Genomic DNA, 12,885 nt, shown 5'->3' with positions numbered 1-12,885 from the left:
TTAAACGGATAAAGGAGTTCTTTTTGCATGAGATATCTCGGATTGTTGGAAACGTACAAGGAATATTTGCCGGTTAACGACAAGACGCCGAAGCTGACGCTGCAGGAAGGCAATACCCCGCTGGTGCGCGCGGAGAATTTGTCGAAGGAACTGGAGCTTGACTTGTATTTTAAATATGAAGGCTTGAATCCGACCGGTTCGTTTAAGGACCGCGGCATGGTCATGGCCGTTGCCAAAGCGATCGAGGAAGGCAGCCGCACGATCATGTGCGCGTCCACGGGGAACACCTCGGCGGCAGCGGCGGCTTATGCCGCCCGGGCAGGGATCGACTGCATCGTGCTGATTCCGAATAATAATATCGCCCTCGGCAAGCTGGCCCAGGCGATGATTTACGGTGCCAAAGTGATCGCGATTGAAGGGAATTTCGACCGCGCGCTTGAAATCGTGCGCGACATTACCGCCAAACATCCGATCACGCTGGTGAACTCGGTGAACCCGTACCGGATTGAAGGCCAGAAAACGGCGGCGTTCGAGGTTTGCGATCAACTGGGCAAAGCGCCCGACGTGTTGGCGATTCCGGTCGGCAATGCCGGCAATATTTCGGCCTATTGGAAAGGCTTCAAGGAATATCATGAGCGCGGCAAATCGGCTTCCCTGCCGCGGATGGTCGGTTTCGAAGCCGAGGGCGCGATGGCGATCGTGAAGGGCGAACCGATCCTGGAGCCCGAAACGATTGCGACCGCCATCCGCATCGGCAACCCGGCCAGTTGGAAGACGGCCGTTGCCGCGGCGGAGGAATCCGGCGGGCAAATCAACTACGTCACGGACGATGAGATCCTCGAAGCGTATCGGACCATTGCCGCCAAAGAAGGCATTTTCGCCGAGCCGGCTTCGGCTGCTTCCATCGCCGGCGTATATAAGCTGAAACGCGAAGGCTATTTTAAAGGCGGGGAAACGGTGGTTTGTGTCTTGACCGGACATGGCCTGAAGGATCCGAACATCGCCATCAAGAGCATCGGCGGCGAACCGCTTGTCGTGCAGGATACGGAAGAAGCGGTGCTGGATGCGATCGCCAAGCTGCAAGGAGCGCGGGCATGATTCGCATGGAAGGCGTTCGGGTCAAGGTGCCGGCAAGCACGGCGAATTTGGGCCCCGGCTTTGATACGCTTGGTATGGCGCTTAATCTCTATTCCTGGATCGAAATGAAACCGGCCGATTCCACGGTTTTCCGCCTGCATGGGGAGAACCTGGATGGGCTGCCGACCGATAAAAGCAATCTGGTGTATCAAGTCGCGCAATCGGTGTTTGCGGAAGCCGGCGTGAGCTTGCCGGAATTGGAAATCTCGATGAAATCGGATATTCCGCTGACCCGCGGACTTGGCAGCAGCGCTTCGGCGATCGTCGGGGCGCTGTTTGCCGCCAACCTGCTGATCGGTGAGCCATTAAGCCAAGCCAAGCTGTTCGACATGGCTACGGCTTTGGAGAAGCATCCGGACAACGTGGGTGCTTCCCTGTTCGGCGGGATCATCACCGCCGTTTGGGATGGGTCGCATGCGGACGTGCTGCGTATCGAGCCGCCGGCAGAGCTGGGGGTGCTTGTGGCTATCCCCGAGTTTCAGTTGTCCACGTCCAAGGCGCGCGAGGCGCTGCCCAAACAGATCAGCTTGCAGGATGCGGTGTACAACGTCAGCCGCGCGTCCCTGCTCACCGCGGCGCTGGCCGCGGGCCGGCTGGATCTGATCCCGGCCGCCATGCGCGATCGGCTGCACCAGCCCTACCGGGCTTCGCTTGTGCCGGGCATGGCCCGGATCCTCGGGGAAGCGACGGCTCACGGAGCGTTAGGCGCCGCTTTGAGCGGAGCCGGTCCGACGTTGCTCTGCCTGACGGATCGCCGCCAGGGAACGGACGATCGGCTGGAGGCGTTCCTGCTGGAGGTGCTTGGCGAGCAGGGCATCGGCGCCCAGACGATGCGGTTGAACCCTTGCACATCCGGGGCCGTTGAGCTTACTATGGAAAATGAAGCATTTTTGGATTACATTCAGGCTTGAGCGAGCGGAGGACCGGCTGCCTTCCATAGATTTGGAGCACCGAGAACGTTGGATGAAGTTAGGGAGTGAGTAGCGGAGATGAAACGAATAGCATTGCTGCCGGAAGGTTCGGTATCCCATGAAGCGGCGCTGCACCTGTTCGGCGACGAGCCGGTGGAGTTGCTCCATTTCAAGCAGATTTCCGACGTATTCTTGGCAACGGCCAGCGGCCACAGCGATTACAGCGTCATCCCGATGGAGAATACGATCGAAGGCTCCGTCAGCCTGCATATGGATTGGCTTGTCCATGAGGTGGATATTCCGATGCAGATCGAATGGGTGTACCCTTCCGTGCAGAATTTGATCGGCAAGCGGGAAGAGTTCCAATCGGCCGATCAACCCGGCGATCTCGATTACGCCAAAGTGACGAAGGTATTGTCCCATCCGGTCGCGATGGCTCAATGCCTGCAATTTATCCGCTCGCGTATGCCGAGGGCGGAACTGGAGCATACGGGCAGCACTTCAGAAGCGGTGGAATGGGTGAGGAAAAATCCGGGACAGGGTTGGACCGCGATTGGCACGGCCCTCGGCGCCAAGCGGCACGGCCTGGATGTCTTGGCCCGCCAAGTGACGGACCACGACAACAACTACACCCGGTTTGTTCTGATCGGCCCCCAGCCGCTGGAACCGGTGATCCCAGCCTCCCAACGTAAAACGAGCCTGCTCGTGACGCTGCCGGAGGATTTCCCGGGTGCTTTGCATCAGGTATTGTCGGCGTTTGCGTGGCGCAAACTGAATTTATCGCGCATCGAGTCGCGCCCCACCAAGAAACGGCTCGGGAATTACTATTTTATTATGGACGTGCTTGAATCGCTTGATGCCGTGCTGTTAAGTTCAGCGATTGGAGAAATCGAAGCGTTAGGCTGTCAAGTGCGGGTGCTAGGGAGTTATCCCAGCTTATCATTTGGAGAACAAAAAGCGGAGGTGCCAAAATAATGGCAGAGCAATGGATTTACTTAGACGGACAATTCGTAACTAAAGATCAAGCAAAGGTTTCCGTGTTCGACCACGGTTTTTTGTACGGGGACGGCATTTTTGAGGGCATCCGCATCTATAACGGGAATATTTTTAAATGCAAGGAGCACTTGGACCGCCTTTATGACTCGGCCAAATCGATCATGCTGGAGATCCCGCTAACCTACCAGGAAATGGAGGATGCGCTTGTCGAGACGCTTCGCCGCAACGAGTTGCGCAACGGTTACATCCGTTTGGTTGTTTCCCGCGGCGCCGGCAACTTAGGTTTGGATCCGAACCGCTGCCCGAAAGCGTCGGTGATCATTATCGTAGAGCAGCTTGCGATCTATTCGGAAGAAGCCTACAAAATCGGGCTGAAAACCGTTTCCGTATCGACGCGCCGCAACATTCCCGACGCCCTGAATCCCAAAATCAAATCGCTGAACTATTTGAACAATATTTTGGTGAAAATCCAGTCGAACCTGTCCGGTGCGGGCGAAGCGATCATGCTGAACGCGCAAGGGTATGTGACCGAAGGCTCGGGCGACAATATTTTCATCGTCAAAAACGGAATGATCACGACCCCTCCATGTTACTTGGGTGCCTTGGACGGAATTACTCGCCAGGCGATCATCGAGATTTGCCGCAAAAAAGGCTACAGTATCCAGGAGCAGCCGTTTACGCTACATGACGTTTATGTGGCTGACGAAGTGTTCCTGACGGGAACGGCGGCCGAAGTCATCGCCGTACGCGAAGTCGACGGCCGCATTATCGGCGAGGGGCATGCCGGCCCGGTCACGCTGAAGCTGCTGGAAGAATTCCGCGCGATCGTCGATCAGGACGGATTGAAGGTTTGGTAAGCTTTCGATAGACGCGGGCAAGAATCCTATTTTCCTTGATTTAGAAGGAAGATAGGATTTTTTCTTTTCCTGGATGTCAAAAACCGGGCTCCTGCATAGGATGTAATAAATGGGCCCCGGGCGATCATCACGTACCGGAGAAGAAACCTAGGAGGTCTTTATCGCGTGAAAATCCATATTGTGAAAAAAGGCGATACTTTGTTTGAACTCTCCAAAAAGTATAACGTGCCTCTGGAGAAATTGATCGAAGCCAACCCGCAGATCGCCAATCCGGATCAGTTGAACGTCGGCGAAAAAGTGAAGATTCCGGCCGTCGCCGTCCCGATCGGCGGGGATTCGGGCGGCAATATTTACAAGCACGTCGTAAAACAGGGTGACACGTTGTGGAAGCTGTCGAAAGCTTGGGGGGTGCCTTTGCAGACTTTGATTGCGGCAAATCCTCAGCTCCGCGATCCGAACCAGTTGAAGGTCGGGGATATCGTAAACATTCCCACGGGTTCAGGAACCGCCGTCGGTGGGGTCGATAACCCTTCCGGGGCTAACACGGGCTTGTCCCCGGCCCAAACCGGCAAGAAAAACACGGCACCCATTGCCGGTGCGGGAACGAAGGCCCCAACGGGCGTCAAGCCGGAAATGACGGCGCCAAAGCCGGAAAAGGTGGAAGCGCCGAAAGTCGAGCCGGTGAAAAAGGAGAAGCCGAAGGAAGAGCCGGTGAAGGTGGAGCCGCCGAAGCAGCAACCGGTACACGTAGAGCCCCCCAAGAAGGTGCCGATGGAAATCAAAGTGGAAGTGGAGCAAATCCAGTATGAATCCACTAAGTTCCAACCGATTCATTACGAACCGGTTAAGGTTGAGCCTTATAAGTATGAACCGGTAAATATCGCACCTGCGAATTATGGACCAACGAATGTCAGCCCTGCTGCCAATGTGCCGATGAAGGGGGAACCGACCGGAGTCAGTCCGTATGGGTATGAGCCGATGAAGGGGGAACCGACCGGAGTCAGCCCTTATGGGTATGAGCCGATGAAGGGAGAACCGACCGGAGTCAGTCCTTATGGATATGAGCCGATGAAGGGAGAACCGACCGGAGTCAGTCCGTATGGGTATGAGCCGATGAAGGGGGAACCGACCGGAGCCAGTCCGTACACTTCCGAACCCAATGTGCAACCGAACCTGTACGCACATCCTTCTTATCCGAACTATCCTATGCCACAGTTCTATCAGGCGCAGCAATCTCCGACTGTACTTCCGGCCACGGGTTATGCCCCGTCTCCTTGCGGATGTTCGGGAACCTCCCCTTATCCGTATACGGCTCAGGAAGCTTATCCTCCGTTTTATCAATATCCGGTTGCAGCTGAACCCGTATCCGCCTTTTACGACAATCCTTCAATTCCGCAGCCGCCGACGGCGCTGTCGCCGGCGGAGGGGGAGTATCCCGGGATTTCCAACGTTAACGCTCTCGCTGCCTCGCAAATGCCAGATTTGGGAGGGGGGAACCCATACGCGAATCTGGCTCCAAATGCCGGGTATCAGCCGTACGGGAACTCGCCGATCCCCTTATCTCCTGTATCGCATAGCAACACCTTCTATCCTCAGTCGATGGATTGGGGGCATCATCCCGGATATATGCCTTGTTACGGTCCGCCCGTACCAGGTTATCCTTCATCGGTATTGCCGGCCGCTTATTCCGTTCCGGCTACGCCAGGGTACCCGATGGCCTATCCCGGGGCAAACAACCAAGCCCCGATTGCAAATGAACCATTAAAAGGGGAAGTTGGCGGGACCGAAAATATGAAGGGACATTTTGATCGGGAAGCGCAGACTTCGGCATCCGATGACGAGGCGGAGGTTATCGCAGAAAAAAAAACGGAGACCCAATCCAAAACGTCCAAGAAAAACGTAAAGATATCGGCCAACCTTGACTCGCAGGCCAATTCGAAAAAACAAAGCAAATCCGGCACGAGAACTGCTGTTCAAAAGACTCGATCCCGTACCTCCAAAACATCGGGACGGCGGAATCCTTGGATCAATGCTTGATGGTATACAAGGAGGGGGGAGTTAGTTCCCCCCTCCTTGTCTTTTGACAAGATCCATTCGTTTCCTAAGAGAAAGGACTTGAGGCTGTAAGCTGAATATGGTATATTAAATGTCCCCTGAAAACTACTAAAATGTTGAGTTTAAAGGGAGAAGCCAATAGAAAGCGATAGCCAGCCATCTGGAACAAATTGTTTTATAAAAAGTGCTTGCTATCCCGCACTCGATATGTTATATTATTTAAGTCGCCGCTGAAACGCAGCGACGAACGAAAGAATGAAGTTGATCTTTGAAAACTGAACAACGAGTGAGTAATAAACTGAGATTTAAGGATGAATTTCAAACCGGTTCACTCCGGCCTTGAAATTCGATCCGATCTCGTCAGATTCAAAATGAGCTATCAGCTTGTTCAATAAGTTTCAACTTTATTGGAGAGTTTGATCCTGGCTCAGGACGAACGCTGGCGGCGTGCCTAATACATGCAAGTCGAGCGGACCTGATGGAGTGCTTGCACTCCTGATGGTTAGCGGCGGACGGGTGAGTAACACGTAGGCAACCTGCCCGTAAGACCGGGATAACTACCGGAAACGGTAGCTAATACCGGATACGCAAGTTTCTCGCATGGGGGACTTGGGAAAGGCGGAGCAATCTGTCACTTACGGATGGGCCTGCGGCGCATTAGCTAGTTGGTGGGGTAACGGCTCACCAAGGCGACGATGCGTAGCCGACCTGAGAGGGTGAACGGCCACACTGGGACTGAGACACGGCCCAGACTCCTACGGGAGGCAGCAGTAGGGAATCTTCCGCAATGGACGAAAGTCTGACGGAGCAACGCCGCGTGAGTGAAGAAGGTTTTCGGATCGTAAAGCTCTGTTGCCAGGGAAGAACGTCTTCTGGAGTAACTGCCAGGAGAGTGACGGTACCTGAGAAGAAAGCCCCGGCTAACTACGTGCCAGCAGCCGCGGTAATACGTAGGGGGCAAGCGTTGTCCGGAATTATTGGGCGTAAAGCGCGCGCAGGCGGCTGTTTAAGTCTGGTGTATAATCCTGGGGCTCAACTCCGGGTCGCACTGGAAACTGGGCAGCTTGAGTGCAGAAGAGGAGAGTGGAATTCCACGTGTAGCGGTGAAATGCGTAGAGATGTGGAGGAACACCAGTGGCGAAGGCGACTCTCTGGGCTGTAACTGACGCTGAGGCGCGAAAGCGTGGGGAGCAAACAGGATTAGATACCCTGGTAGTCCACGCCGTAAACGATGAATGCTAGGTGTTAGGGGTTTCGATACCCTTGGTGCCGAAGTAAACACATTAAGCATTCCGCCTGGGGAGTACGGCCGCAAGGCTGAAACTCAAAGGAATTGACGGGGACCCGCACAAGCAGTGGAGTATGTGGTTTAATTCGAAGCAACGCGAAGAACCTTACCAGGTCTTGACATCCCCCTGACCGTCTCAGAGATGAGGCTTTCCTTCGGGACAGGGGAGACAGGTGGTGCATGGTTGTCGTCAGCTCGTGTCGTGAGATGTTGGGTTAAGTCCCGCAACGAGCGCAACCCTTGACTTTAGTTGCCAGCAAGTAAGGTTGGGCACTCTAGAGTGACTGCCGGTGACAAACCGGAGGAAGGTGGGGATGACGTCAAATCATCATGCCCCTTATGACCTGGGCTACACACGTACTACAATGGCCGGTACAACGGGAAGCGAAGTCGCGAGATGGAGCGAATCCTAGAAAAGCCGGTCTCAGTTCGGATTGCAGGCTGCAACTCGCCTGCATGAAGTCGGAATTGCTAGTAATCGCGGATCAGCATGCCGCGGTGAATACGTTCCCGGGTCTTGTACACACCGCCCGTCACACCACGAGAGTTTACAACACCCGAAGTCGGTGAGGTAACCGCAAGGAGCCAGCCGCCGAAGGTGGGGTAGATGATTGGGGTGAAGTCGTAACAAGGTAGCCGTATCGGAAGGTGCGGCTGGATCACCTCCTTTCTATGGAGAATCGTCTTCTGTAACGAAGACATTCAAATACAAATCAGGCCTCGGCCTGTTGCTCACTCGTTGCTCAGTTTTGAGAGTTCAACTCTCAATGATGTACCTTGATCCTTGAAAACTGGATAAACGAAACGAAATTTGCGTTTTAGAAACCATCCTTTTAGCTGAACTTGTGTCAAACAAGTGAAATAAGAGGTAGTGACGACTAATGCGAAGGTTTTGTGATGGCCGATCCTTTGGGAGTCAGGACAGCACAATACCGAGCAACTTGGTTAAGCTACTAAGAGCACACGGAGGATGCCTAGGCGCTAGGAGCCGAAGAAGGACGTGGCGAACAACGAAACTGCCTCGGGGAGCTGTAAGCAAGCATCGATCCGGGGGTGTCCGAATGGGGAAACCCGGCTGAGGTAATATCCAGTCACTCATGCCTGAATACATAGGGCATGAAGAGGCAGACCAGGGGAACTGAAACATCTAAGTACCCTGAGGAAGAGAAAACAAAAGTGATTCCGTCAGTAGCGGCGAGCGAACGCGGATTAGCCTAAACCGAAGAGCTTGCTCTTCGGGGTTGTGGGACGTCTCACATGGAGTTACAAAGGAACCGATTAGACGAAGAGGTCTGGAAAGGCCCGCCAAAGAAGGTAAAAGCCCTGTAATTGAAAGTCTGTTCCCTCCGAGACGGATCCCGAGTAGTGCGGGGCACGTGAAACCCCGTATGAATCTGCCAGGACCATCTGGTAAGGCTAAATACTCCCTAGCGACCGATAGTGAAGCAGTACCGTGAGGGAAAGGTGAAAAGCACCCCGGAAGGGGAGTGAAAGAGAACCTGAAACCGTGTGCTTACAAGAAGTCAGAGCCCAATTAAGGGGTGATGGCGTGCCTTTTGTAGAATGAACCGGCGAGTTACGTTTGCAAGCAAGGTTAAGCCGAGAAGGTGGAGCCGTAGCGAAAGCGAGTCTGAATAGGGCGACTTAGTTTGTAGGCGTAGACCCGAAACCGTGTGATCTACCCCTGTCCAGGGTGAAGGTGCGGTAACACGCACTGGAGGCCCGAACCCACGTACGTTGAAAAGTGCGGGGATGAGGTGGGGGTAGCGGAGAAATTCCAATCGAACTCGGAGATAGCTGGTTCTCCCCGAAATAGCTTTAGGGCTAGCCTCGGTGGGATAGTCGTGGAGGTAGAGCACTGATTGGGTGCGGGGCCCGCCAAGGGTTACCAAGCTCAGTCAAACTCCGAATGCCACAGTACTTTATAACCGGGAGTCAGACAGTGAGTGCTAAGATCCATTGTCAAAAGGGAAACAGCCCAGACCATCAGCTAAGGTCCCCAAGTGTGTGTTAAGTGGGAAAGGATGTGGAGTTGCACAGACAACCAGGATGTTGGCTTAGAAGCAGCCATCATTTAAAGAGTGCGTAATAGCTCACTGGTCGAGTGACTCTGCGCCGAAAATGTAACGGGGCTAAACACACCACCGAAGCTATGGCTTGATGCTTTGCATCAGGGGTAGGGGAGCGTTGTATGTAGGTTGAAGGTGTACCGTAAGGAGCGCTGGACAGCATACAAGTGAGAATGCCGGTATGAGTAACGAAAAGATCAGTGAGAATCTGATCCGCCGAAAGCCTAAGGGTTCCTGAGGAAGGTTCGTCCGCTCAGGGTAAGTCGGGACCTAAGGCGAGGCCGAAAGGCGTAGTCGAAGGACAACAGGTTTAAATTCCTGTACCACCGTAATCCGCTATGAGCGATGGGGTGACGCAGCAGGGTAGTGACGCGGGGCGATGGAATGCCCCGTCCAAGCAGTGAGGCTGGTGTGTAGGCAAATCCGCACACTTTAAGGCTGGGCTGTGATGGGGAGGGAAAATTTACAGTACCGAAGGTCATGATCTCACACTGCCGAGAAAAGCCTCTAGCCAGGAGAAGGTGCCCGTACCGCAAACCGACACAGGTAGGCGAGAAGAGAATTCTAAGGCGCGCGGAAGAACTCTCGTTAAGGAACTCGGCAAAATGACCCCGTAACTTCGGGAGAAGGGGTGCCCCGGTAGAGTGAATAGCTCGAGGGGGCCGCAGTGAAAAGGCCCAAGCGACTGTTTAGCAAAAACACAGGTCTGTGCGAAGCCGCAAGGCGAAGTATACGGGCTGACGCCTGCCCGGTGCTGGAAGGTTAAGGGGAGCGGTTAGGAGGCAACTCCGAAGCTGTGAACCGAAGCCCCAGTAAACGGCGGCCGTAACTATAACGGTCCTAAGGTAGCGAAATTCCTTGTCAGGTAAATTCTGACCCGCACGAATGGCGTAACGACTTGGGCGCTGTCTCAACGAGAGATCCGGTGAAATTTTAATACCTGTGAAGATGCAGGTTACCCGCGACAAGACGGAAAGACCCCATGGAGCTTTACTGCAGCTTGATATTGGACTTTGATACGATTTGTACAGGATAGGTGGGAGCCTAGGAAGCCGGAGCGCCAGCTTCGGTGGAGGCGCCGTTGGGATACCACCCTGATCGTATCGGAGTTCTAACCTGGTACCGTAAGCCGGTACGGGGACAGTGTCAGGCGGGCAGTTTGACTGGGGCGGTCGCCTCCTAAAGAGTAACGGAGGCGCCCCAAGGTTCCCTCAGAATGGTTGGAAATCATTCGCAGAGTGCAAAGGCAAAAGGGAGCTTGACTGCGAGACTGACAAGTCGAGCAGGGACGAAAGTCGGGCTTAGTGATCCGGTGGTACCGCATGGAAGGGCCATCGCTCAACGGATAAAAGCTACCCTGGGGATAACAGGCTTATCTCCCCCAAGAGTCCACATCGACGGGGAGGTTTGGCACCTCGATGTCGGCTCATCGCATCCTGGGGCTGAAGTAGGTCCCAAGGGTTGGGCTGTTCGCCCATTAAAGCGGTACGCGAGCTGGGTTCAGAACGTCGTGAGACAGTTCGGTCCCTATCTGTCGTGGGCGTAGGAAATTTGAGAGGAGCTGTCCTTAGTACGAGAGGACCGGGATGGACGCACCGCTGGTGCACCAGTTGTTCCGCCAGGAGCACAGCTGGGTAGCTAAGTGCGGACGGGATAAGCGCTGAAAGCATCTAAGCGTGAAGCCCCCCTCAAGATGAGATTTCCCAGTATGTAAGACCCCTTGAAGACGACGAGGTTGATAGGCCTGAGGTGGAAGTGCAGCAATGTATGGAGCTGACAGGTACTAATCGGTCGAGGGCTTATCCAAAAACATCTAAAACACAAATTCGTTTCGTATCCAGTTTTCAGGCGATCAAGCGTCTGAATGACGATTTTAAGCTGCATGTCTTTTCTAAGGTTTGATCTTTTGCTGAAGCAGGGATCAGGCAGCGGAAGCAGCGCAAAAATCATGTTTGGTGGCGATGGCGGAGGGGTTCCACCCGTTCCCATCCCGAACACGACCGTTAAGCCCTCCAGCGCCGATGGTACTTGGACCGAAGGGTCCTGGGAGAGTAGGACGCCGCCAAGCAATGTTCCCTGATAGCTCAGTCGGTAGAGCACTCGACTGTTAATCGAGTTGTCACAGGTTCGAGTCCTGTTCGGGGAGTCCATCCTGGAAGAAAGCTTGTATGCCTTGCATATTTGCTTCTCTTCCGGGGAATCCAACTCATATGGAGAGGTGTCCGAGTTGGCCGAAGGAGCACGATTGGAAATCGTGTAGGCGTCACAAGCGTCTCGAGGGTTCGAATCCCTCTCTCTCCGCCAGCAAGGACTTTGATTGTGGCCCGTTGGTCAAGGGGTTAAGACACCTCCCTTTCACGGAGGTAACAGGGGTTCGAATCCCCTACGGGTCATTCTTTATCTTCCCAGATGCGGAGGCTTAGCTCAGCTGGGAGAGCATCTGCCTTACAAGCAGAGGGTCGGGGGTTCGATCCCCTCAGCCTCCACCATATCACTTACTACAGAAGTGAATAGATTTCCTTTTACTGACGCGGGGTGGAGCAGCCCGGTAGCTCGTCGGGCTCATAACCCGAAGGCCGCAGGTTCAAATCCTGCCCCCGCAATTATCCTCGAACGAGGATGGCATTATTCAAGTGTGGAGCCGTGGTGTAGAGGCCTAACATGCCTGCCTGTCACGCAGGAGACCGCGGGTTCGAATCCCGTCGGCTCCGCCATTTATTTATGCCTTATCTTTGTACGAGCCATTAGCTCAGTTGGTAGAGCACCTGACTTTTAATCAGGGTGTCGAAGGTTCGAGTCCTTCATGGCTCACCAGTTTCATATTGCTTATGCGGACGTGGCTCAGCGGTAGAGCATCGCCTTGCCAAGGCGAGGGTCGCGGGTTCGATTCCCGTCGTCCGCTCCATCTTCATACGCGCCCTTAGCTCAGCTGGATAGAGCGTTTGACTACGAATCAAAAGGTCAGGAGTTCGAATCTCTTAGGGCGCGTCCCTTTTGCCGGTGTGGCGGAATTGGCAGACGCGCGCGACTCAAAATTGTACGCGCCTCATGTTTTACGCGCCGAACCATTCCGTTCCTTGATATATAAAGGTTTTCCGAAAAGGGCACCGCGCTTTAGTCGGTGGACCCGCACCAAACTCCCCAAAATTCAGCCGATTTTGGAGGACTGCGCTTTTGTTTAGATGTAACGCGGTCAGGTTGTACGCGGCTGGTGTGTCGAGGATAACTCGATGTAGCATGCAAGTCAAGCATGACAAATTATATATTTTTATTGTGCCGGCGTGGCGGAATGGCAGACGCGCTCGACTCAAAATCGAGTGGGAAACCGTGGAGGTTCGAGTCCTCTCGCCGGTACCAACAATGAAATCAAGCTCTTGGGATCAGGAATCCAAAGGGCTTTTTTAATGTTCAGGACATTATGGATTGGCAGTAACAGTACGACATCGAGCTGTTTAGAAGAGATATTCGGGATCAACCTAAAAGTATAGTTCGGTGAAGAACACATTTTTGGAAAACGATCTCGATAAAAAACAAAGCAAGCGAACCTAGAGATAGTCCGCTTGCTTTGATCT

The 12,885-nt window shown here is 54.0% G+C and carries 5 protein-coding genes, 10 tRNA genes and 3 rRNA genes; all 18 read left to right on the top strand.

Annotated features, from left to right (window positions below; all coding sequences use genetic code 11):
* Window positions 1–27: 27 nt before the first annotated feature.
* The gene (thrC, locus tag ACZF99_RS19705; RefSeq protein ID WP_483606660.1) at window positions 28–1,098 is read left to right on the top strand and encodes a threonine synthase; all 1,071 of its coding nucleotides are present in this window, start codon (window positions 28–30) and stop codon (window positions 1,096–1,098) included.
* On the top strand, window positions 1,095–2,048 hold the full coding sequence (gene thrB / locus ACZF99_RS19700) for a homoserine kinase (RefSeq protein WP_483606659.1): 954 nt from the start codon (window positions 1,095–1,097) through the stop codon (window positions 2,046–2,048). The genes thrC and thrB overlap by 4 nt, the downstream gene beginning before the upstream one ends.
* A 78-nt stretch (window positions 2,049–2,126) precedes the next feature.
* Entirely contained in the window at window positions 2,127–3,023 is an 897-nt protein-coding gene (gene pheA / locus ACZF99_RS19695) for a prephenate dehydratase (protein WP_483606657.1), read from the top strand.
* Window positions 3,023–3,901 (top strand): branched-chain-amino-acid transaminase, encoded by an 879-nt coding sequence (ilvE, locus tag ACZF99_RS19690; RefSeq protein ID WP_483606656.1) that lies wholly within the window; start codon window positions 3,023–3,025, stop codon window positions 3,899–3,901. The genes pheA and ilvE overlap by 1 nt, the downstream gene beginning before the upstream one ends.
* A gap of 165 nt (window positions 3,902–4,066) precedes the next feature.
* Window positions 4,067–5,938: a LysM peptidoglycan-binding domain-containing protein gene (locus ACZF99_RS19685; RefSeq protein WP_483606654.1), complete on the top strand. Its 1,872-nt coding sequence runs from the start codon at window positions 4,067–4,069 to the stop codon at window positions 5,936–5,938.
* A gap of 422 nt (window positions 5,939–6,360) precedes the next feature.
* Window positions 6,361–7,914 (top strand): 16S ribosomal RNA (locus tag ACZF99_RS19680).
* Window positions 7,915–8,187: 273 nt separating this feature from the next.
* A 23S ribosomal RNA gene (locus ACZF99_RS19675) occupies window positions 8,188–11,120 on the top strand.
* Window positions 11,121–11,264: 144 nt separating this feature from the next.
* Window positions 11,265–11,381: ribosomal RNA gene (gene rrf, locus ACZF99_RS19670) — 5S ribosomal RNA — on the top strand.
* Together the 16S, 23S and 5S rRNA genes with 10 tRNA genes alongside form the textbook arrangement of a ribosomal RNA operon.
* 5 nt (window positions 11,382–11,386) lie before the next feature.
* Window positions 11,387–11,459 (top strand) — tRNA-Asn (locus ACZF99_RS19665).
* Window positions 11,460–11,525: 66 nt separating this feature from the next.
* Window positions 11,526–11,617 (top strand) — tRNA-Ser (locus ACZF99_RS19660).
* A 17-nt stretch (window positions 11,618–11,634) separates the two neighbouring features.
* Window positions 11,635–11,706, top strand: a tRNA-Glu gene (locus ACZF99_RS19655).
* Between the two features lie 20 nt (window positions 11,707–11,726).
* Window positions 11,727–11,802, top strand: a tRNA-Val gene (locus tag ACZF99_RS19650).
* 40 nt (window positions 11,803–11,842) lie between these two features.
* Window positions 11,843–11,916 (top strand) — tRNA-Met (locus ACZF99_RS19645).
* A 34-nt stretch (window positions 11,917–11,950) separates the two neighbouring features.
* A tRNA-Asp gene (locus tag ACZF99_RS19640) sits at window positions 11,951–12,027 on the top strand.
* 24 nt (window positions 12,028–12,051) lie between these two features.
* Window positions 12,052–12,127, top strand: a tRNA-Lys gene (locus tag ACZF99_RS19635).
* 16 nt (window positions 12,128–12,143) lie between these two features.
* Window positions 12,144–12,218: transfer RNA gene (locus tag ACZF99_RS19630), tRNA-Gly, on the top strand.
* Between the two features lie 9 nt (window positions 12,219–12,227).
* Window positions 12,228–12,301 (top strand) — tRNA-Arg (locus ACZF99_RS19625).
* A 287-nt stretch (window positions 12,302–12,588) separates the two neighbouring features.
* A tRNA-Leu gene (locus ACZF99_RS19620) sits at window positions 12,589–12,670 on the top strand.
* Window positions 12,671–12,885 lie beyond the last annotated feature (215 nt).

It is taken from the genome of Paenibacillus sp. JL3B1040 (assembly GCF_057063165.1).
This window is presented reverse-complemented; position numbering and strand designations above follow the sequence as displayed.